This window comes from Desulfuribacillus stibiiarsenatis (assembly GCF_001742305.1).
GTDB lineage: Bacteria > Bacillota > Bacilli > Desulfuribacillales > Desulfuribacillaceae > Desulfuribacillus_A > Desulfuribacillus_A stibiiarsenatis.
This window is the reverse complement of sequence record NZ_MJAT01000035.1, coordinates 56,455-78,865: the sequence shown is the minus strand read 5'-3', so window position 1 is coordinate 78,865 and position 22,411 is coordinate 56,455. Positions and strand designations below refer to the sequence as shown.

The window sequence follows — 22,411 nt, the reverse complement described above, 5'->3', positions numbered from 1 at the left end:
ACAACTCATACCTGCATTAACTGTAACTAAAAGGAGGCGATTTTATGTCACGTTGCGGCGGTTTAACAAGTCAGCAATTAGCTTTCTATGGATTTTTGTTAATTGCTTTAGGTTATTTGTTAATTGCTTTCTCTCAGTACTACGTATAATTAGGCAACTTGAATTATGCCCATTTAAAAAGAATGCTCTCGTGAATCGGGAGCATTCTTTTTTTATACGAAAGACTGGCTATTCAAATGTATTCTCGCAGAGATATCGTTTGATCGCTGCAATTAACTCTACTTTTTTAATTGGCTTGCTCATATGGCAGTTGCAACCAGATCGAATACTCTTATGTTGCTCTTCTTTGAGTGCATAAGCAGTCAGTGCAATAATCGGAACTTCTTGCAACTTGTTCCCTCGTTCCCATTCGCGTATCTTCTGTGTTGCAGTATAACCATCCATCACTGGCATTTGCATATCCATTAATATGAGGTGGATTTGTTGCTCCGAGCGCTTCGATGCTTCCTTATATTGTTCCAATGCATCGCTACCATTGACAGCAAAAATTATTTCGCATGGAACTTGTTTCAAAAACACTTGCAGTAGTAAACGATTATCAGCCACATCATCGACTATTAAAATTCTCTTATTGTTTTGGCTCAATGTATCATTACACTCTGTACTTTCATAATATGCTCCAGAAGATTTCTCTACATTCTCGTAATTGCTGACTCTGCTAAAGCTAACTTCCATAGGAAGATTAAAGAAGAAGGTGCTACCAACTCCAGCTTGGCTTTCAGCCCATATGCTACCTCCCATTAAATGCACTAACTTTTTTGAGATGCTTAGGCCTAGGCCTGTTCCACCATAGGTTCGTGTCGTTGAAGAATCTACTTGAACGAAGTCATTAAATATAATATCTAGTTTATGCTCTGGGATGCCGATTCCTGTATCAACCACTTGAAACTGTAAAAGTTGATGATTAATTTTGCGAATGATTAATCGAACATGACCTTTTTCTGTGAACTTAATCGCATTCCCTATTAGGTTGACTAGGACTTGTCGCAATTTATCGATATCTACTAGCACATATTCATCCTTACCGCTATTGTCATAGTCTAATTCGACTAAAAACTCTAAACCCTTACGATGTGCTAACACTTGATAAATATTAGAAAGCTCTGATATAAACGCGACCATATGGACCGGTAGTTTATGGATATGAATCGCACCTGATTCAATCTTAGCTAAGTCTAGTACAGAGTTAATTGTGTATAATAAAAATTCTCCATTTCGACGGATTACCTTAATATATTGTTTAACCTCTTCACCTATAACAATTTCTTCTAACACTTCAGTCATCCCTATAATTGCATTCATCGGGGTTCGGATTTCATGACTCATAGTAGATAAAAATTGACTTTTTGCACTATTCGCTTCTTCTGCTTCTTTTCTTGCCGCGATTAACTTTCTTTCTATTTCTTTTTGGTTATCATGATTCGAAATGTAACCATGCCATATAACACTGCCATTTGGCAAGTATTCCGGCGTGGATTGTCCATGTCGCCAGCTCTCTTTTAAATTTCCATTGTCGTCAGGAAAGATGACTCTATATTCATCAGACCATATGTCACCGGTTTTACTGGAACGACTAATGCTATCTCTGATTTTCTCGATATCTTCAGGGTGTATGACTTCAAATACCCTAGTTGCGTCCAATTTCACCTCTTCAGGATACACGTTATAAATATCCTTCATTCCTTCGCTAGCAAACGGAAAACAGGAAGACCCATCTTGGTTTAGCTGATATTGAAAAATCACTCCCGGAACATTCTCTGATAATTTGCGAAGCAATTCGTCCCGGGCTTCCAGTTCCCTATTTTGTTGTTTTTGCCTTGTGATGTCTGCGTATACAATATAACCGCCCACTATTCCCTCATCTATAATTACAGGTCCGCCCTTGACTAGTACATCAATCATTGAGCCTGTTCTACTGTAACGACTGGTTTCAACCTTGATACGTTTTCCCTCGATAATAGCGTCCCATAAATAATCATTACATTTCTTTTCTGGATCTATGATCTCGTTAATCTGATTTCCTAATACTTCCTGCACTTGGTACCCGAACATATCACAGAACTGTTGATTTACTTTTTGAATTATCCCTTGTAAATCAAAAAACACAACACCATCGGAAGTATATTTAAAAAGAGCCTGAAATTGTTGATTCTGATAGTGCTTACTATGTTCTTCTAGTTTACGCCTCGTTATATCCACATGAGTTCCTATCATGCGAAGAGGTTTGCCATCTTCCGTCCAAGACATAACCTTCCCTCGGTCATGAACCCATATCCAATGTCCATCTTTATGGCGCAACCTACATTCATAGTCATAATGCGGTATTTCACCAGCAAAATGCTGATTCAATAAAAGGTTAGATTGTTCTAAGTCGTCTGGGTGTGCATATCGAATCCAAGTCTCAATGCTTATTGGCTGCAGGTCCTCCACTGTATAACCAATCATTTGCGCCCAACGTTCGTTAAATACCGTGTCGCCCGTTTGCACATTCCAATCCCAAAAGGCAATATCTGTTCCATCGATGACTAGTGCTAGTCGCTGTTTCTGGTTTTCATTTTCTCTATGCGCATTGACCTGATCATTGACATCCACAATATATCCATTAATCATTGCCCCTTCTTGTTGCGAATCGTAAATGACATAAGTATAGTCATCCACCCAAATATACTGACCATCTGCACGCATTAGCCGATATTGCTGTTTAAAGTCGCTTCTACCCTCATCAAGGTGCTGTTGTACCTCTGCCTCAATCCTACCGATATCATCCGGATGTATTAATTCAAAAAAACTTATCTCACCAAGTATCAGTTGCTGCTGTTGATACCCTAATACTTGATACACGTTGGGTGATACATAAGAAACAGGCCATCCCACTTGTGGTGACCATTGAAAAATTACACAGGGACCATTTGCAAATAATGTCTCTGTAAACGTATGGTTGTATTGGTGCATATCACACCTCCGATGCTCTTTCATCTTATAATAAGCTTGTAATAGGTCATAAGCAATAGCTCATTATACCTATGGGCTTTTGCACAATTTTTTAGACGTATTCCCCATTTATTTACTCATTCATAATATATAGGGATTTAACTATTCTGGAGGTGTAATCCCCTATGTCTTACCAGCAAAACCCTAACGACTCACATGAGACACAGCAACAAATACCACCCGTCTTACAACCATTGTTCCCGCAACCTGGACCACCGTTCCCACAACCTAGACCACCATTCCCACAACCTGGACCACCGTTCCCGCAACCTAGACCACCATTCCCACAACCTAGACCACCATTCCCACAACCTAGACCACCGTTCCCGCAACCTAGACCACCGTTCCCGCAACCTAGACCACCGTTCCCACAACCTAGACCACCGTTCCCACAGCCTAGACCACCGTTCCCACAGCCTAGACCACCGTTCCCGCAACCTAGACCACCGTTCCCGCAGCCGATACCGATTCCGATTCCAATACCAGTGCCACCATACCCACAACCACTGCCACCAGTGATACAGCCACGCCGTCCATGGGCTTGTCCTAGTGACTATTCTGGAATTTACACCGTTGTCGTAGGCGATAACATATATTCTATTGCTCAACGCTTCAGAGTTCCTGTTGCAAACTTAGTTGCTGCAAACCCTCACATATCAAACCCTAATATCCTATACCCTGGCGATCAGTTATGTGTTCCATATTGGTATTAAGCCATAAAAAGTGTACAAAAAAGAGTCCCTACATTTATATGCAGGGACTCTCTCTACTTATGTACCTTATAGTATAAGTTTCGTCTTGACTGAATCAATTTTATCACTCATTTGTTGTTTCTTATCTCTACGGTCATCAATCTTAATGCTTGTCAAAATCCTTTTCGCACCATTCTCGAAAGGTACCTCGTGTAACTTTTGTACAATTTCCATTATATCCGCTAGATTTCCTTCAATAATTGTACTCATCGGTGTTAATTGATAGGTAACTCGTTCTTTATAATCCTCTAATACTTTATGCACTGCTGCAACGTAAACACTTATACTTGTGCTTTGTGTTCCTAGAGGTACTATCGAAAATTCAACAATCGGCATGTTCTATCTCCCCTAGTCTAATTTCACTATCGATCGAAACACAGTAGCAATTCGAGATGCAATTGCTTGGTAGCCAGCAGCATTTGGATGAATCCCGTCCCGTGACATAAACTGCTCTATATTCCATTTGAACAAATCGTAAGTAGGCACGAATACTCCAAGATTGTCTTCTTCTACTAGCAGCTGTGTCTGATAATTCCAATCTTTAAGAAATTCTATAAGATCAATGTCGCTATAATCGTCATCTAATGAATAGATATCAAACGGATTGTACAGTCCTACAAATGCAATATAACTCTCTTCGTTGAGTTCACGAATGTAGTCAATGGAGTTGCTTACATTATCTAAGTACCCTTCTTGAATTTCATCAATTTCCCCTGTTTTTAAAATGCTCATATCGCCTCTAAGCACTCCGCGCAGATCATTGCCGCCTATGGAAATCAGAATCAAATCTGCCCTTTGTAATAATTCATCTGTTTGCTCCGATTCTATTAGCTCCAATAGCTCATCGGATTCTAAACCGTCGACAGCGATATTTACGACTTCAACCTGTTTCTCATTTTCTTGAAAAAGATTGACTAGTTCACTTGTCAGTCCATCTCCAGTCTCGTCACCCATACCCCTTGCAATAGAATCACCCATTACTACAACAACAATGGTATCTTCCCCGAATCCTTTGAGCGCTGCTCTTCTTTCCCGTTCAATCGGATCCTCTATAGGTTCTCCTTGATATACGGAATGAGGAGTCACCATGAAAGCGTACACAATTCCTGAAAGCAGAATCATGCTTCCAAAAACACATGTAAAGGCTAATAGTAGCCATATTTTCCTTGCAAGCATCTCTTACCTCCTAAGATAGTACGTCTTGGCGTTGAAACGTAATAAAGCTTATGACAATACTGATCGCTGTCCATATCAGCAGATTGCTAACTGAGTACAATAAAGATATACCTTCCACTGGTTGAAAGCCACCTGATAAATAACTCGTAAGATTTAAATGTACAATGAAGAAATATTGAATGAAGGGCCAGTCCTCGATATACATCGTCAGAAAGCTCCCAGCAATCAAGGTAGACATGACGATACCAATGGTAATTCCCGTATTCTTCACAAATATCCCAACCATGATCGTCATAAAGCCGATGCATATGCCGACCAGCCACGCCAAGCCATATACCATCATGATATATTGCCACTGGGGTACATTAATGACTTGGGACACATCTAACATGCCATCAACCACAGCAAAGCCTGTGGTCACAGGTGCATTCCACCCACCATACCCAAACACAAAGCTAGATAAGATGGCAGAGATAATGACAATAAGGAAAATCAGTGCAGTCACCATCACAATCATGGCAAAAATTTTGCTCAATAAGATTCTCCACCTAGGAATTGGCTTCGTCAGTAGCAATTTAATCGTCCGACCGGAGTATTCACCAGATATTAAATCACTGACTAAGATGAGTACGAGCAGCGGTAAAAACAGAATAATCGATTGCTCCATGAAAAGCCGTGTAAACGTAGCGCTTCCCACCACGGTCGGATTAATGTCTTGGTCCAAATGATACTGCAGTTGCTCCTTCTGTACTTGCAATCGCGCCCTACGCTCATTCGTTATGTACGGATTATCTAACCTGCGATTCATATCATTTAATTGGAATTCCACGTATGTGCGCCAGTCTGTTATTTCTTCAATTCCTAGCCGTTCCTTTAAACGCTCTGCCACCTTCTCCGCACGTTCATGTTCTCCATACGCGAACAATCCGACGAAGAACGCTGTGATGATGAGAGTTATTAGTAGTTTTCGTTTATATATGATTTTAAGGACTTCATTTTCAACTAGTTTGAGCAATTGTTTCACCCTTTGCTTTTGTTAAGTGTAAGAAAATCTCTTCCAAACTCTCTGATTCTTTGCTTACATATGCGATTTGTATAGCGTTCTGGACAAACATCTGATTAATTTCCATTAACTGTTGCGGACTGATACTAGCTGATAACTTAGCATCTTCAGTAATTTGCGACGAAATCCCAAACTTTGATTCTAGAAGAACCTGCGCTTTTTTCGGTTGATCTAGCTCCCAAATTGTCTTACCTTCCTGTATAAGTTCTGAAACTTCCGCAACTGTTAGAACTTCACCCATCTGGATGACAGCCACTCGCTGACACATCAGTTGGATTTCCGATAAAATATGACTGGAAACGAAAACACCCATTTTCTCTTCCCGTGCTAAGTGAATAATTAGCTCTCGGAACTCACGAATACCACTGGGGTCCAAACCATTGGTCGGTTCATCGAGAATCAGCAGCTTGGGCTTACTGAGGATTGCTTGCGCTAAGCCAAGCCTTTGGCACATCCCAGTTGAATATTCTTCTACTTTATCGCCGATACGTTTCGTTAAACCGACGAGTTCTACCACTTCGTCGATTCGCGATTGCGTGATGTTACCATACATATTTGCAAAATGCTTTAGATTGTCCGTTCCCGACATATATTTATACATATCAGGGCTTTCTATAATACAGCCAACGTGCTCCATAGCCTTTGTGAAATTGTCTCTAATGTCGTAACCACAGATTTTCACTGTTCCTGCTGTTGGTTTAATAAGCCCCATGATCATACGTATGGTTGTAGTCTTTCCTGCACCGTTATGCCCTAGAAAACCAAATACCTCGGATTCTTTCACGGATAGGGTAATCCCTTTGACTATTTCATGGTCTTTAATCTTTTTCTGTAGGTTGATTATCTCTAGTACATTCTTCGTCATCAAGGTAATCTCCATTTCCTGAATTTTCTAACCTCATTATATCTTTATTTTCACAAAAATAAACAAAAAGAACCCGTTATTTCTAACGGATTCCTTATGCGAAAATGTATGCAATGCTTTATAGCTGCTCTGCAATTCTTGTTAAACTACGGACTACTTCCTGTACCTCATCTGCTAGACGAGCAATATCTTGTAATGCTTTCGATTGTTCTCCTGCTATGACGCTCGTTTGTTGAATATCAACAGATACAGTCTCAATAACGGACTTCAGGGTCTCTAGGATATTCGCGATATCATCGGAAGACTTCCGACTTTCTTCCGCTAATTTACTAACTTCCTTCGCAACAACCAGGAATCCTCTGCCGAATTCTCCTGCTCTAGAAGCTTCAATCGCTGCGTTTAATCCAAGCATTTTCGTTTGCTGTGCTATTTTGGCTAGTAAGTCTAAAATATTATTGGTGTTCTGCACATATTGAGAAGCTCTTGTTGACGATGCAGCAACGGTTTCACTTGTAGACGCTAGCTCTTGTGATGAAGCGGTAATCTGCTCAATGGCAGCAACTGTTTCTTGCGCGGAGTCATTAAGCCTACCTACATAGTCAATTAATGTGATTTTCGTCTGCTCATCACGCAAGCGTGTCGAAATCAACTCTGCTGCAATGCTGGCAACAGGGACCGTAAAATTCAAATCTCCTGCAATCCCGAATGTCCCTATCTTAGCTCCGTTAAACTCAATCGGTAAGTTAACACCTTCCTTTATTGAGCCATTGGATGCAATCGCATCTTCTGCAGTAATTTTAATAATTGTCGTGTTAGAAGTCAGCAGTTTCTTCGCACCTGCATGTTGAATTCCGAAACGAGTCTTAGCCGAATCACCGATGATTTCCGCTTGGTCATTACACACAATAGAATGGAAGCCAGTTCGGTTATAAATAAAATCTACTATTTCTTGTGCAATTTGAGCAGATATCTTCATGGTAACTCTCCCCTAATTTATATATAAATACATATATCAAAAGCATATACAATTACTTGTACAAAAAGTGCAAATATAATAATTTCATTATAGCACATTTTCACAAAATGTAGTGCTTTTTTAGTAGTCATTACTATGACTAAAAGTTGGTAGATTCGCACGGTGGATTTAGTAACCTTTGTATTTCTTCGCATGGTAAAGGTTTACTGAAATAGTAACCTTGGTAGAAGTCACAACCTACCTCTTTCAAGATATCCAGTTCCTCGGCAAGTTCTACACCTTCTGCTAGTACTTGTAAACCAAGGGTATATGCCATCGCAATAATTGCTGTAACAATTCCTCGATTTTTTTCATTTTGATGAATATTTTTTATAAAGGAGCGGTCAATTTTAATTGTTTTAATTGGAAACTCCTTCAAATATTTAAACGAGGAATAACCTGTACCAAAATCATCAATAGAAATTGACACACCTAATTCTTTAATCGATTGCAAGATTTCTATCGAGCTCTCTCCGTCCATTGCAATTTGTTCCGTGATTTCTAAATCAAGCAATCCTGCGTCCAATCTTGATTGATCCAGGACATTCTTCACTATTTCATGTAGATTCGAATTTTTAAATTGTAAAGCCGATAAATTCACGCCCATGCTAACTTCTGGCAAACCTTGCTCTTGCCATTGACGGTTCTGCGTACAAGCTGTTTCTAGAACCCATTCACCGATTGCTACAATGAGTCCCATTTCTTCTGCCAAAGGGATAAACTGTGCTGGCGATACCATTCCTAACGCCGGATGCTGCCAACGAATTAAAGCTTCCATTCCAATGATGTGATTCGTATGCACATCAAGTTGCGGCTGATAATGTAATACAAATTCCTTGCGTTCTAACGCAAGCCGCAGATTGTTTTGCATCGAGAGTCTTTCCACAGCACGCTGATTCATATCTGGTGCGTATAGACGGTAACAATTCTTGCCGTGACGCTTCGCATCTTGGGTAGCGCTCTCTGCATTCTTCAGTAAGTATTCCCATGCTTGTCCATCCTGTGGATATATACTTATTCCGATACTAGCAGTGATAAATATTTCCTCTTGATTGATAGAAAAAGGTTTTTGGAAAATATTCCAGATTGATTGCGCAAGTGTTGTGAATTGTTGTTCGTTTACTTCTGTTGTAAACCTCGGAAACGATTGAACAACGATGAAGATATCCCCACTATACCTGGCAATTGTCAATTGATTGTCAATGTTGACAAGTCTAGATGCTACTTCTTTTAGAACCGTGTCACCCCAATCATGACCGAAGCATTCGTTAATTTGCTGGAATTCATCTAAATCTATTAAATATACACAAAATAGATAATCTGAATTTTGGCCATCGATAAGTAATTGTTTCATATGTTGTACGATAAATGCTCGATTCGGGAGCTCTGTTAATGGGTCATTTAAGGCTAAATAGTTTGCTTTATCTTCGAGAAACTTCTCTTGTGTTATGTCAGATGCGAACACAATATAATGGGTGTTCTCACCAGTTTCATTTTTGACAGAGCTGATCGTAATCCGCGCTAAGTATTGTTCTCCATTTCCCTTTTCTGCCCACATCTCTCCAGACCAATTGCCTGTCTTAACAATCTGCTCCCATATTTCAGTCTGGAAATTTTCCTCATTAAACTTAGACATTAGTTCTGTTGCAAACTTACCTATTAAATTTTCTTTTGGAATGCCAGTGATTTTTGTGAGTGCTTTATTAATGGAGTATATTTTCCAATCTTTATCTACAATCATAACTCCCTCTACTGCATTTTCTAACACAGAGGCAGTTAATGCTGCTTTCCTTTTTTGTTCAAGTATCTCTCTTACATATATATAAATCAAAACGAACAAAAACGCGGATGTGACAAAAATAAAGAACCATCCTTTTAGCGTTTGTGCTGTTGTTAAAGCGTTAGGATCAGTAATAAAAACAACTAAAAGACGATCGGAAAAAACGATCCACGCGCTGCTTAAAAAAGCATAGATACCTATTATCCTCGCTGGTATTGTAAGGCTTTGAACCATAATCGTTTTCTTATTACTCTCATTACCCATCCTATCACCCCAATTTCCACATCTAACCCTTAAATTTGACCTTTGTGTCTAATTATATCATGCATTTTACATATATCGACATTTTTCACGATATTTCTCCTTAATTTGCATTCTTTTTTTTGTAGATTGTGACACATTCGCCTATGCATGAATACTATACAAATGATTCCGACCTTTACAATCAAAAGATTCTATAAGGAGTGTGTATAGTTTTATGAGAAAAATGCAGCTTTGCCTTATCATTTTATTGACCGTATCTTTAGTTTTTACTGGCTGTGGCAAATCCTCGACTGAACTCCAGACTGTCCAGGTAGCTGAGGTTACACGTTCAATTTTTTATGCACCGCAGTACGTAGCAGTTTCTGAAGGGTTTTTTGCGGAGGAAGGATTGGATGTGCAGATCACTACCGCTTGGGGTGGCGACAAAACCATGACCACTTTACTTTCCGGTGGCGCTGACATTGCCCTTGTAGGAAGTGAAACGAGTATTTATGTGTATCAGCAGGGGACAGATGACATCGTTGTGAATTTCGCACAGCTCACCCAAACTGACGGCACTTTCCTAGTCGCAAGAACGCCACAGCCAAATTTCAAGTGGGATGATTTAAAGGGTAGTGTATTCTTAGGGCAACGCAAGGGCGGAATGCCTCAAATGGTAGGAGAGTTCGTGTTAAAGAAACACGGGATTCACCCACAGCAAGACCTAGAGCTAATTCAGAATATCGACTTCGGGAATATCCCTAACGCTTTCGCTGGTGGCACTGGGGAGTATGTACAGCTATTTGAGCCACAGGCTTCTATCTTTGAAAAAGAAGGAATTGGTCATGTCATTGCCTCCTTTGGTGCGGAAAGTGGGAACATCCCTTACACGTCCTTCATGGCCAAAGACAGCTATATCCAAAAGAATAAAGAAGTAGTCCAAAAGTTTACGAACGCATTATACAAAGCACAAAAGTGGGTCTATGAGCAACCAGCAGATGTAGTTGCAAAATCAATTGCTCCATTCTTCGAAGATACTGATTTATCACTTATAACTTCTGTCGTGGAGCGGTATAAGGCACAACAGTCTTATGATACAAACCCAATTCTTGATGAAGCTGAATGGATTCTCTTACAAGATATCATTGACGAAGCTGGTGAATTACAAAAACGCGCCGAATACTCTAAGCTAGTTGACACAAGTTTCGCACAAAAAGCTATGAAAAAGTGATTGGTATGGAAAATCCAAAAATTTCAATAGAAAATTTAACCCATGTTTATGTTACGAACAAAGAAGCTAACGTAGCAATCGAAAACATTCAATTAGCAATACAAAGAGGGGAATTTATTAGCCTCGTCGGCCCTAGTGGCTGTGGGAAAAGCACGATTTTATCTTGTATCGCTGGATTACTTCAGCCTACCTGCGGCTCCATTTCAATTGACAATCAATTAATCACAAAACCATCTGCTACCGTTGGATATATGTTACAGTCCGATTATCTGTTTGAATGGAAGTCAATTCTGAAAAACGCCTGCGTCGGCTTAGAAGTAATGGGTCAATTAACGAAGGATTCCATAGAGCATGCCAAGTATCTACTAGATGAATTAGGTCTAGGTAAATATCAGCATCACTATCCTTCTCAATTATCAGGTGGCATGAGACAGCGCGCAGCCCTTGTACGCACTCTAGTATCTAGCCCTGAGGTACTTCTATTAGATGAACCATTTTCAGCCCTTGACTATCAGAATAAATTAAAACTCGAAGACCTCGTATTCGATACGTTAAAGAAACAAAATAAGACAGCCATTCTTGTGACCCACGATATTGCAGAGGCGATTGCGATGAGCGATAAGATCGCTATCCTCGATAACAATCCTGGACGAATCAAAGAAATCATCGAAATCCCTGAGCATATTCGTGAAACCAAACCTTTCCTCGCTAGAGAAGTGGACGGTTTCTATGAGATCTTCCACAAAATTTGGAAGGAGTTGGACCAAGATGAATAATGTCTGCAGTTCAGGGCCCATAGAGCCAAAAAAGATCCATGCGGCACATGTGAAGAACCTACGTATCGAGAAAATCAAAGTATTCCTTGTACAAATATCGATTCTGATTGGTTTCTTCGTATCTTGGGAAATCGCGTCTTCGAACCGTTGGATCAACCCGTTAATCTTTAGTTACCCTTCAAAAATATTCGATCTATTCTTAGTGAAAATTGCTGATGGCTCCCTGCTTCCTCATATCTCTATGACGTTAATGGAGACCGTGATAGGCTTTTTACTGGGAACCATATTAGGAACAGTCCTAGCCACGATTATATGGTGGTCGCCATTCCTCAATCGTGTGTTAGAACCGTATTTAGTCGTACTAAACAGTATGCCGAAGGTAGCCTTAGGACCACTTTTCATCGTCAGCCTTGGTCCTGGATTCTTTTCAATTATGGCTATGGCGTTGGCGATTACCATCATTATCACAACGATTGTAGTCTATACGAACTTCAAAGAAGTAAATCCTAACTATATAAAGGTAATTCAAACCTTTGGAGGATCCAAGAAAGACATTTATTCCAAAGTTATCTTGCCGGCATCTGTGCCTACCATTGTATCTACTTTGAAAGTCAATGTTGGTCTGGCATGGGTTGGGGTTATTGTAGGAGAGTTTTTAGTTGCAAAACAGGGTCTGGGTTATTTGATCATATATGGTTTCCAGGTATTTAATTTCACCTTAGTGATGATGAGTCTACTCATCATCGCTTGTATCGCGACTTTGATGTATCAAGGGGTACATCGCTTAGAGAAATGGATTATGAAAGGTAGGTCGTAACGACCTACCTTTTCTCCGCGTTGTTTAGTTGCTGTATGACATTTAAACTATAGCTCGATATTGTTCGTTCATGCATTTGCCGATACTGCTCCATACCTGTCTCGCCACGATTATAGGCTGTGAGTGCCGTATGCAAATCGCCATACCGTTCCATTAAATCGTTTAAATAAAAGCATCCAAGCTCCATATTATAGATTGGATCAAATAATAATTCTGCTTGGAATGACTTGCCTAGCTTCTCCGCTAACCATTGTCCGGTATTTGGCATGACTTGCATAATGCCAATGGCACCAGCACCGCTGACTGCGTCAGCTTGGTATGTACTTTCGATGAGCATCACTGAAAGTATAAGTTCTACGGAGAGATGTTCGTACTGTTCCGCTTGTTCTATAATTTTTCGGCTGATTTCTTGGTTCAAGCCCGTCTTCACTTGAATGTCCCGCATCAACTGGGAATCCATGTACTGCTTTTCCTCTATATCGGCTGTATCATTCATCTGATACTCACCTTCAACCAGACCATCATACAGCACAAACGATAAGATGATAAGAGTTACTACTACAATTGCATTAAAGCAAGCAATCCATAGCCAGTCACGCTTGTGAATGATGGCTAATGCATTTCGTAAAGATGTGTAAATACGCATCATAGACTACTTGCGGTACACGACATATGTCTTAGCTAACATATCGTGTAGCCCCCGCTTATTCTTGGTAAGGCCAATCATCAAAAACCCAATATAAAAGATAAGCGCTGATAGCATCGTCCCTACATATCTCCCTAAGGATCTCCCGAGCGTCAACGGCTCTCCTTGTAAATCAATAATCTTCATGCCAAAGAGGTGCTTGCCAAATGTCGCTTGAAAAGAAGTAGTAGGCATTAACACGAAATACAATGCGTTAAGAAGTAGGAAGATTGCTTCAAAAGACGTAGTCTCATCGTAGCTCGTTCCTAACGAGTATAGTTCTTCCGCAACAATCGGCTTCCCTGTGACCAAGAACAATCCAGCATTCACCACCATTGCTACGACTCCTACTAGAACTAAATCTAGTAAATAGGCTGCACCTCGATGATACATTTTCCCATAGCGATACCCTTCTGATTGATCATCTGAGCCTGCATCCAAGTTTTCATCTGAGCTCTTATCCAACTGTTCATCTTTTCTATCTTCAACTCTACCTTCTACTTCTTTCCTGATTTTATCTTCCATCGACGAATCCCCCGCCATTCATATAATATAGCAATCTATTTTCTCTGTTTTTTTCTACTATGCACAATTACAGTATAAACGAAGAACGAATACATGACAAATGAGCTAATTATCCTTATAATATGGGTAATAGAGCCTAAATTCGGAAGGAATTACAATATGGATGCTAAGTTGATGATACATTCATTAAAAAACGGAATCGTTCCTAAATCTTCAGTCGATTCGATTCTAGTAAGTAGAGAAGCTGAAATCATAGAATTGCAGCGGAATCTAGATTTAGTAGCCGAAGGTAATGGTTCAATGAAATTTATATCCGGCGATTATGGGGTTGGTAAATCGTTCTTACTTCAACATGTTCACAACATGGCTACGAGGCAGAACTTTATTGTATCACGACTTCAGTTGAATCATAGCTTTACCCTCAACAAATGGGACGAGCTCTATTATCAATTCATGCATAATCTTTCGATCGAGTCAGTTACGATTACCGAGAAGGGCTTTGAAGAGATTTTCAATCAATGGATTAAAAAACTGCAATCCTATGAAGATAGCACTTTAGCTTCGAAGGAAATTTACGAGGTTACACAGGTCATCAGTCAGTATCATGGAGACTTTGCTAGGGTGTTCATTTCCTTTATCCGTGCTAAGATTCAAAAAGATATCGAACTGATGGATGCTACTTCCTCCTGGATAAAAGGCGAAAAAAATATGCCTCAGTCGTTAAAAACGAAATTTGGCATAAAAGGACATGTAGACCGGAACAACGCTTTAGATTTTCTCAAAGCGTTTATTAAACTATCTACACTCTTAGGTTATCAAGGGATAATTCTGTTAATTGATGAGCTAGAAACAGCACTTCATGTTCGTTCGGATATCCGTCAGGTAATCTATGAGAATCTACGTTTTCTTTTTGATAGTTGTATCTCTGGCGAAATCCACAATTGCATGTTCTTACTTGTAGGTACGAACGAGCTGCTTCAAAACAGTGAACGCGGTATCCCAACCTATGAGCCATTAGCACAGCGGTTACGTATTACTGCTTCCTCTCTAAACAATGGTTTCACTGATGTGCAGCCTGTCATACATTTGAAGTCCATGCAGCCCGAAGACCTTACAACCCTGACTGCTAAAATTCTTGTAATCTACGAAGAAGCGAATGACTGGAAATCTCCCTTTCATTATGAAACGATTCGTAACTGGGTGCTATTCTCTTGCCGTGAAGGCAATGAGCTAAAGTTCCCTATGAACATTCGAGTGTACATCCAAAAGTTAATCGACATTCTCGATATCCTCGCACAAGGCAAAGAACTCCCATTATTACGAGTACCGTTGCAACTAGTTCACTTCAATGGGAGATACTCATTCGTTAATAAAAAATCTGAGGTGACAAATTAGACCTTCTACAAATATATCTACATACCTTCAATCTCTATAATCTCATATAAGCGAATCACAGAAAATAGCGTCTTAATTTGTGCATGATTAACATTAATCAGACGTAGGCTACGCTCTTGTTCCTTAAGCCTTTTGTTAAAAACTAGTATTTTCCCTAGGCCCGTGCTATCAATGTTCGTCACGTGTTGTAAATCTATAATCACTGATGGCGTCCCTTCATCCATCACTTGCAATAATGCGTCTTTAAAAGTTTCTGCATTATACAGTGTAATCGCATGATCCAACGGCCTTACGATCACAGTATCTTGATCGATTCTACTAATCTCCATTCATACTCCCCCTATCTATTTAGAATAATGTAAGCTCCCCACCGTCTTCACCGATGTCTAAGGAAGTATCTTCCCATGTGAGTTTCGCAACTGTGCGCTCATAATGGGTCGTTAAACGATTCAATAATTCCATCAACTCTGGACTTTGATTCTCCCAATGAGAGATTTGATGTTTATCTAAAGCAGCTTGGTATTTCGTCTCGATTTCTCCCTCTAATTCCATCAAATTTACTTTTATTTCCTCAATGATTTCATGGAGAGCATAGCGCTGGTTAATTTTTCGTTCTATGTTACCGATTTCCGTAGCCATGTTTTTCCCAGAGTATCCGATTGGTTGAATTGCTTGCATTACTAGAGTACGGATGATATCCATTTGCGATAAGGATGTATCCACTAACACTAGCATCTCTTGAATACTTGTGCGGTTACTCCCCAACACTTCTTGGAACGTCTGTAAATCCTGCTCCAATTGGACACGCAGACGAGCAACAAACTCTTCATTGTCCTTTACTTCTTTAATCACTGCTTCTGAAATATTGTTAATTTCATTGACAAAGGAAGAGCTGTCTCGCGCGTTGATGCGTGCTAATTCAATACGACTAAATAAATTCAGCTTGCTGAGTTGGTTCATGGCCTTCTCTATCTTCATAACCATCTTTTCGATGCCTCGCATGTGTTTCATAAAGGAAATTTCCACACTTGCAAGCTCATCCGTCTCTTTACATATATTCGTTAATTCTACTTGAAAATCGAACAAAAATTTATCGACATCTTCAAAGATAAGTTGAATGACATTTTTGTTCCCTTGACGTTCACCACTCAACAAATCCACCATCAAGCTACCTTCCTCCAGAAGCTCGTCGATTTTTGTCTTTGATTCTATGACTGTTTTCTCAATATCCGTTAGTGATTCTACGAGTCTTCCTTCGATGTCAATGATGAGACGTACAGCTAGGGCCAGCCCTTGATAGTTAAACGTTAGCATGTTTAACTCATCTTCTTTTGATAAATTCGCCTTACCAGCATCCTCGTCGATTTTATTACATACATCACGGATGATTTTGTTTAAGTTTTCCAGACTCTGCTGAATAATATCTTGAATTTGAATCTGCCCCATTAAATGTTGCACTGGCTCTACGGAATTCTGAAGGTTCATAATAATATTATGCAGCAAATCTCTGATAGTCTTGAGTGATTCGAACACTTTTTCATGCATCGATTGGAAGTTCTGTAATTGCTCAGACGTTAAAGTACGGTGATAATGTATGATTTGATCTAAGCTTTTTGTAAAATCGTCATTCCACTGCTCTAAATCAGTGGCGTAGATTTCCATATCGTCATAGTATTCTGCTACCTTGTTCGATATCCCCATGATATGATCGGATATTACTTCAAACGCTCTACCTTCTTCTCCGAGACGAGAAGAATAGATAATCGCGTTCATAGAGATTAATTCTATATCAGAAATTTTATTCTTTATAATAGGGATTATTTTCATTAAATCGCGAACACTAATTTGTGAATTGTCTTCCTTCGCAAGGAATCGTTCCATAATCCGCTTAAATTCTGTTTCATCAGCCATGTGTTCACTTACAATTGACACTTCTGCAAAGACCTTATGTAACACCTGTGATAGATGTAATGCATCTTCATTAGCTTGATTGGTATCTACTGCATCGGAATGAAGAAAAAAATCGAGTAATATATCAACTTCTTTTGAAGTCAATTGAATTTCTTCTTCGAGCATGGGAAGCTTGTCATAGATAGAACCATATATATCTTGGGTTCCTTCCACAACCTGATCAATCTGACCAATCACTTCTATACATCGTTCTCTAACCCATTGCATTGCACGTCATCCCATCTATATGAAAATTCTAAAACAATTCTAAAATGCAACATATCTTTACTGTAACATCGTTACCATCTTCTAGCAATGGTTATTAATCTTTAAAATACTAAAAAATAATAAAAAAACCTTCTCTATCATCCATAGAAAAGGCTTATGTATGTGTTGTTCGAGTTATGCGTAGAAGTCTAGCATGACACCGATTGTCGTCTTCGTCGCACGGTCTGCGATGATTGTTGCAATATCAGGTGGTAGACTTGCTACCTCTTTCCCTGAATTCTTCATATTAATCGATACCTGGCTCATTCCAGAATATTCGTCTATTTTATAATTGACAGAGTAGTCCGTATTCTCTACTAACTTTTTCATGCTGTTATATACTTCTTCCGTGGATTTTCTCACCACAGATTTCACACTCTCATTGGAAACATTGTGCTGTTTTTCCAACTGATCTTGCCTAGGAGTTTTAATTTCCATGAAGGGTTTATCTGGCATTTTGACCATAGGTCTCATAATACTATTCGATGCTTGTAGATTCATTTATATCGCGCCCCCTTCCCTTTATAGTTATTCTATTCTTTTATAAATGTAATATTTCAACACAATTCTGACAATTCCTTCTTTTTTCGACAATAAAGTATTTTCCAACTTTATTCTTGCATGAAATTCCAACGTTGATTGCATCTGGAATAATTTCTAGGATATAATTGGTATCATATGTGAATATCAAGAAACGTTGAGGTGATTTGATGCAAGTGAGAATGGCAGACCTACCTGGAATAGGCAAGAAAATTTCAATTTCAACAGTGGAAGGCAATAAGGTTACCATTATAATCCATCATACAGGAAAAAGAGAATTATACTTTTTCAACGATGCAGATGAAGACGAAGCAGATTATTGCGTAAGTTTAACGGCCGATGAAACGCGCGAGCTTGGTGCACAGTTGTTAGGTGCTACTTATCAGCCAGTTTGTATTGACCAAATGAAAGTATTCCAAAAGCAATTAATCATGGAATGGATTACATTAAAAGCTAAATCGCCTATCGTGAATAAACCGATTTGTGATTCTCGAATCCGTACCCTCACAGGTGTGTCAATTGTTGCGATTCAACGAGGAGAACAAATGATTGTCAGTCCAGACCCAACTGAGATGCTGTTTGTAGGAGATACAGTGATGGCTGCAGGTAAGACAGAACAAATGGCCGCATTTGAATTACTGTGCAGTGGAGAGGAGAAATAACTATTGGACGTTAACCTCCCTGTTTTATTATCTGCTGGTTTAATCCTGCTCTTATTATTCTTTGTTGGTTATATAGGCATGAAGATCCGCATCCCCGGTGTCATTCTATATATTATATTAGGAATTATTCTTGGTGGTTTCTTATCTGATAATAAATTATTGTATGTGTCTGGTGAAATCGGCATAGTCTTATTATTCTTTATGCTCGGAATGGAATTCCCATTATCACGGCTTGTTGGTATAGCCAAACGTGTGGCTCCTGCAGGTTTTCTCGACGTATTTTTAAATCTCGGTATTACCATGCTCATTTGTTATTTCTTTGGCCTCGACTGGTTGACATCATTCTTAATCGGAAGTGTAGTATACGCGACTAGCTCCTCTATCACTGCTAAGTTATTAGAAAGCTCCAAGCGAATGGCAAATACAGAGTCAGAATTCATGTTAGGATTGCTCATATTTGAAGATCTCGTGGCTCCGATTGCCGTTGCCGTCTTAGTAGGTCTCACAGCAGGTACAAGCTTAAGTGGTTTTGACTTCGCAATCATCTTTGTGAAAATTATTGGATTAATCTTAGGCGCCGTGTTTATCGGTCAGGTGATATTTAGAAAGCTTGAGCATTTTGTTGATAAGTATTTAACGGAAGATATTTTCATCCTCTTCATCGTAGGAATCGCATTATCCTATGGTGGTCTCGCATTATTATTAGACTTATCAGAAGTGTTAGGAGCATTCTTAGCTGGGATTATCTTAGCCGAGGTACGCCGCACACAGAATCTCGAACATGTCATCCTACCCGTTCGAGACCTGTTTCTACCATTGTTCTTCGTCTACTTCGGAACAACAGTAGCTTTTGGTGCAGGTATTCCTATGGCTGGCTTACTTATAGTTCTAATCCTCTGGTCTATCGTTGCGAAGATTTTAGTAGGAGTAATCGGTGGGAGAATGTATGGACTTTCGAAGAAGGTTTCATTACGTGCAGGCATTTCCCTTACACAACGTGGGGAGTTCTCGGTAATTATTGCAAGTCTAGCGTTAGATTCAATACGTCTATTTAGTAGTCTCTTCATACTTGCGTCAGCCTTAATTGGTATTCTGTTATTTCAATTCGCACCAAAGATTACTAAAATGATATACCCTTCCACGCCAAAACAGATGAAATACAAAGTCCCTCATTAAGCGAGGGACTTTTGTTTTTCTAGCCATGTTTTCATTTCTGTAGCCGGAAGCGGATACGTTAAGAGATACCCCTGCATCTTCCTACAATGTAAGGAACGTAAGAAATCGCGTTGTTCCTCCGTTTCTACCCCTTCTGCCACACAATCCATTTCTAATGCCTGACTCATAGAAACAATCGTCTTGACAATCGCCGCATCCTTTTGTCGATTGGGTAGATTGCTAATGAATGACTTATCTATTTTCACCTGATTGATGCTAAGCTGTGCTAAGTAGCGGAACGAAGAATACCCAGTCCCGAAATCGTCTACTGAAATCCGTATACCCCAGTTGTTCAACGTTTTTAGCTTTTCTTCTTGATCCTCTAAATTATATAGGGCAACTTCTTCTGTGATTTCAATTTGTAGATATTTAGGATTGAGCTGTACTTCATCTAAAATCCTTTTGACTTGAAACGGGAAAGAGTTCTGAGCGAAATGTTCTGGAGATATATTCACGCTCATTGTCAAGCCTTCAAACCCTATCTTATGCCACTCTAGCAATTGTATGCTAGCATGTTTCAACACCCATTGGCCTATTGAATCTATCATTCCTGCCTCTACGGCAAGCGGTATGAAAACCGTAGGAGATATCATCCCGTTTTGCGGGTGGTGCCATCTTAACAATGCTTCCAAGCCAGTAGTTTTCTCATCTTGCAAGTCGTAAATTGGTTGATAGTAAATCTCTAATTCATTGTTCTCTATTGCTTTAGCTAAATCATTCGTCAATAAGAACCGTTGATGAATTTCTTTCACGTTGTTGTCTTCATTCGTAATGATGATATACGACTTCTTAGAAAGCTTCGCTTGCGTTCTAGCAACACTAATGGTAGATATAATCGACGGAACATCTGTATCAAAACCAGCAGGATAATACACCGTTCCTAGGATAAACCGTAGCATAAGGCTATCTTCGGAAATATCATATGGGCGATTCAACACACGCAACAGCAGGGTTAGTTCTTCTTCCATCTGTCGGAGGTCCGGCACGTTCTTCAGCAGCAAAATAAATTCATCACCGCCAAAACGAGCGGCAAATTCTATGCTATCTGCATGTATTGCCATGCGCTCTAAGCGTTTTGCTACTTCAATCAATAGCTTATCTCCCACTTCAAAGCCGTGTGTCTCATTAATAGTCTTGAATGAGTTAATCGATAGGAGGATTACACCAAAAGGTGCTATATGACGTTTATTGACTGACTTCTCGGAGTTCAAATAATAAGAGAAATACTTTAGGTTTGGTAACTCCGTCAAAGGATCATAGAATGTCATATTCCTTAACCTATCTATCATTACATTGAAACTTTTAGCTGCTTGCCCTAATTCGTCCGAACGATCTTCTTCAGCCCTGACAAACAAATCTCCTGCCGCTGCCTTTTCAAATACTTGCCGCATTCTGACAATCGGGTGCGAAAAAGATGCCGATGCCCAATAGGTGGTGAGCAAACCTATGATAATACCGGCTAGGATTAAATATAGTAAAATTGAGAAAAACGTATTCACTTCTGCAAACAAAATGCTAGATGGAATTTCACTAATTAAAACCCAATTCGGATTTTCCTCTATTCTAGAATAGAAGATATGGGTAGAATCCCCACCATGAAGCCCTTCCCGTATAATCCATCCGTTATCTTCTACAAAATCCTCTTGGGCAAGATGTTCATCCATATTCTGTAGTAGTTGCTCAAAATCGGAATGAACGACATACTGCCCTAGCATATTCACAGCATATATATTGTCTTTCTCAGTTTCCTTAAGAAACAGTTGATTAATATGCTTCAAATGTATCGTCCCGCCAATGACACCGATAACCTCATTTTTAAATCGTATAGGTGCTGCAATCACACTAATCGGTTCCTGCGTTAAGTTGGAGATGTTGGACGATAATATGCGTGCCCGATTGAGCTGCGCTGCCATAGTATATTGCTTTTCTGTTGCTTTTAAGTCTTTCATCCCAAGTGATGAAATCATTCGCATATCTGGCATAATCACGAACAACTGCTCATAAACACCTGCCTGATTCTCTACATAGGTAGTTAGCGAAGACTCCAGATGGAATTGTTCATGCCAATCGTCGGACAGTTCCTCACCGTGTGTGAAACTTTCAAGATTCCAACTCACTTGATTAATGTAACTATCAATATCATGTAACCGTTCTGCAATAAAGCTGTCCAGCAATTCAGCCTGCGCACCCAGCTTTAACGAATAATTTTTCTCCACCATAGGATAAAAGAATTGTTCCGATGCAAACTTCGTCACCCAAATCGTAGAAAAACTAATCACAAACAATCCAACAAGTGCCGACAACATCATTTTATATTTAATTTTTGTCGTTATGAAATCCCAAGGACGTTTCTTATCTCCCATGTGTTCTCCTCTAATTCTCTATAGGTTATGAATTCATACT

At 39.5% G+C, this 22,411-nt stretch carries 20 protein-coding genes; 7 read left to right on the top strand and 13 right to left on the bottom strand.

The features are described from left to right. Positions 1 to 228: 228 nt before the first annotated feature. The gene (locus BHU72_RS10825; RefSeq protein ID WP_069702639.1) at positions 229 to 3,012 is read right to left on the bottom strand and encodes a PAS domain-containing hybrid sensor histidine kinase/response regulator; all 2,784 of its coding nucleotides are present in this window, start codon (positions 3,010 to 3,012) and stop codon (positions 229 to 231) included. Between the two features lie 164 nt (positions 3,013 to 3,176). On the opposite strand from BHU72_RS10825, the gene BHU72_RS16030 reads away from it, so the two are divergent. Then, the gene (locus BHU72_RS16030; protein WP_069702638.1) at positions 3,177 to 3,764 is read left to right on the top strand and encodes a LysM peptidoglycan-binding domain-containing protein; all 588 of its coding nucleotides are present in this window, start codon (positions 3,177 to 3,179) and stop codon (positions 3,762 to 3,764) included. A 66-nt stretch (positions 3,765 to 3,830) separates the two neighbouring features. On the opposite strand, the gene BHU72_RS10815 is transcribed toward BHU72_RS16030, so the two are convergent. The 6 genes from BHU72_RS10815 to BHU72_RS10790 form a co-directional block, all read right to left on the bottom strand. Next, on the bottom strand, positions 3,831 to 4,139 hold the full coding sequence (locus BHU72_RS10815; protein WP_069702637.1) for an MTH1187 family thiamine-binding protein: 309 nt from the start codon (positions 4,137 to 4,139) through the stop codon (positions 3,831 to 3,833). A 12-nt stretch (positions 4,140 to 4,151) separates the two neighbouring features. Next, positions 4,152 to 4,979 carry a GDSL-type esterase/lipase family protein gene (locus BHU72_RS10810; protein ID WP_069702636.1) on the bottom strand — a complete coding sequence of 276 codons (828 nt, stop codon included), beginning with the start codon at positions 4,977 to 4,979 and terminating at the stop codon, positions 4,152 to 4,154. Between the two features lie 10 nt (positions 4,980 to 4,989). After that, positions 4,990 to 5,994, bottom strand: a complete 1,005-nt coding sequence (locus tag BHU72_RS10805; RefSeq protein ID WP_069702635.1) for an ABC transporter permease — start codon at positions 5,992 to 5,994, stop codon at positions 4,990 to 4,992. Continuing rightward, positions 5,978 to 6,907, bottom strand: coding sequence for an ABC transporter ATP-binding protein (locus BHU72_RS10800; RefSeq protein ID WP_069702634.1), 930 nt, complete (start codon positions 6,905 to 6,907; stop codon positions 5,978 to 5,980). Before BHU72_RS10800 ends, BHU72_RS10805 begins: the two co-directional genes overlap by 17 nt. Before the next feature lie 118 nt (positions 6,908 to 7,025). Continuing rightward, positions 7,026 to 7,883 carry a methyl-accepting chemotaxis protein gene (locus BHU72_RS10795; protein WP_069702633.1) on the bottom strand — a complete coding sequence of 286 codons (858 nt, stop codon included), beginning with the start codon at positions 7,881 to 7,883 and terminating at the stop codon, positions 7,026 to 7,028. A 139-nt stretch (positions 7,884 to 8,022) separates the two neighbouring features. Beyond that, positions 8,023 to 9,966, bottom strand: a complete 1,944-nt coding sequence (locus BHU72_RS10790) for a putative bifunctional diguanylate cyclase/phosphodiesterase (RefSeq protein ID WP_069702632.1) — start codon at positions 9,964 to 9,966, stop codon at positions 8,023 to 8,025. A gap of 214 nt (positions 9,967 to 10,180) precedes the next feature. On the opposite strand from BHU72_RS10790, the gene BHU72_RS10785 reads away from it, so the two are divergent. Genes BHU72_RS10785 through BHU72_RS10775 form a run of 3 tightly spaced genes read left to right on the top strand, consistent with a single transcriptional unit; the run spans position 10,181 to position 12,769 of the window. After that, positions 10,181 to 11,176: an ABC transporter substrate-binding protein gene (locus tag BHU72_RS10785; protein WP_069702631.1), complete on the top strand. Its 996-nt coding sequence runs from the start codon at positions 10,181 to 10,183 to the stop codon at positions 11,174 to 11,176. A 5-nt stretch (positions 11,177 to 11,181) separates the two neighbouring features. Beyond that, positions 11,182 to 11,952 carry an ABC transporter ATP-binding protein gene (locus tag BHU72_RS10780; protein WP_069702630.1) on the top strand — a complete coding sequence of 257 codons (771 nt, stop codon included), beginning with the start codon at positions 11,182 to 11,184 and terminating at the stop codon, positions 11,950 to 11,952. Then, entirely contained in the window at positions 11,945 to 12,769 is an 825-nt protein-coding gene (locus tag BHU72_RS10775; RefSeq protein ID WP_176720466.1) for an ABC transporter permease, read from the top strand. Before BHU72_RS10780 ends, BHU72_RS10775 begins: the two co-directional genes overlap by 8 nt. 4 nt (positions 12,770 to 12,773) lie before the next feature. Here the strand turns inward: BHU72_RS10775 and BHU72_RS10770 are convergent, their stop codons facing one another. Beyond that, positions 12,774 to 13,415 carry a lytic transglycosylase domain-containing protein gene (locus BHU72_RS10770; RefSeq protein ID WP_069702629.1) on the bottom strand — a complete coding sequence of 214 codons (642 nt, stop codon included), beginning with the start codon at positions 13,413 to 13,415 and terminating at the stop codon, positions 12,774 to 12,776. A gap of 6 nt (positions 13,416 to 13,421) precedes the next feature. Beyond that, on the bottom strand, positions 13,422 to 13,979 hold the full coding sequence (locus BHU72_RS10765) for an RDD family protein (RefSeq protein ID WP_069702628.1): 558 nt from the start codon (positions 13,977 to 13,979) through the stop codon (positions 13,422 to 13,424). A gap of 93 nt (positions 13,980 to 14,072) precedes the next feature. On the opposite strand from BHU72_RS10765, the gene BHU72_RS10760 reads away from it, so the two are divergent. Continuing rightward, positions 14,073 to 15,374, top strand: coding sequence for a BREX system ATP-binding domain-containing protein (locus BHU72_RS10760; protein WP_069702627.1), 1,302 nt, complete (start codon positions 14,073 to 14,075; stop codon positions 15,372 to 15,374). Between the two features lie 17 nt (positions 15,375 to 15,391). On the opposite strand, the gene BHU72_RS10755 is transcribed toward BHU72_RS10760, so the two are convergent. From BHU72_RS10755 to BHU72_RS10745, 3 genes are all read right to left on the bottom strand, one after another. After that, a complete protein-coding gene (locus tag BHU72_RS10755; RefSeq protein WP_069702626.1) occupies positions 15,392 to 15,703 on the bottom strand; it encodes an STAS domain-containing protein in 312 nt (103 codons plus the stop codon). A gap of 19 nt (positions 15,704 to 15,722) precedes the next feature. Then, positions 15,723 to 17,552 carry a hypothetical protein gene (locus tag BHU72_RS10750; RefSeq protein WP_069702625.1) on the bottom strand — a complete coding sequence of 610 codons (1,830 nt, stop codon included), beginning with the start codon at positions 17,550 to 17,552 and terminating at the stop codon, positions 15,723 to 15,725. Between the two features lie 174 nt (positions 17,553 to 17,726). Next, positions 17,727 to 18,092 (bottom strand): flagellar protein FlaG, encoded by a 366-nt coding sequence (locus tag BHU72_RS10745; RefSeq protein WP_069702624.1) that lies wholly within the window; start codon positions 18,090 to 18,092, stop codon positions 17,727 to 17,729. A gap of 209 nt (positions 18,093 to 18,301) precedes the next feature. Between BHU72_RS10745 and BHU72_RS10740 the strand changes: the two genes are divergently transcribed. Together BHU72_RS10740 and BHU72_RS10735 are read left to right on the top strand one after the other, a co-directional pair. Then, positions 18,302 to 18,793: a cation:proton antiporter regulatory subunit gene (locus BHU72_RS10740; protein WP_069702623.1), complete on the top strand. Its 492-nt coding sequence runs from the start codon at positions 18,302 to 18,304 to the stop codon at positions 18,791 to 18,793. Positions 18,794 to 18,796: 3 nt separating this feature from the next. Next, positions 18,797 to 19,969, top strand: a complete 1,173-nt coding sequence (locus BHU72_RS10735) for a cation:proton antiporter (RefSeq protein WP_069702622.1) — start codon at positions 18,797 to 18,799, stop codon at positions 19,967 to 19,969. On the opposite strand, the gene BHU72_RS10730 is transcribed toward BHU72_RS10735, so the two are convergent. Next, the gene (locus BHU72_RS10730) at positions 19,966 to 22,371 is read right to left on the bottom strand and encodes a bifunctional diguanylate cyclase/phosphodiesterase (RefSeq protein WP_069702621.1); all 2,406 of its coding nucleotides are present in this window, start codon (positions 22,369 to 22,371) and stop codon (positions 19,966 to 19,968) included. The genes BHU72_RS10735 and BHU72_RS10730 overlap by 4 nt on opposite strands. Between the last annotated feature and the right edge of the window lie 40 nt (positions 22,372 to 22,411).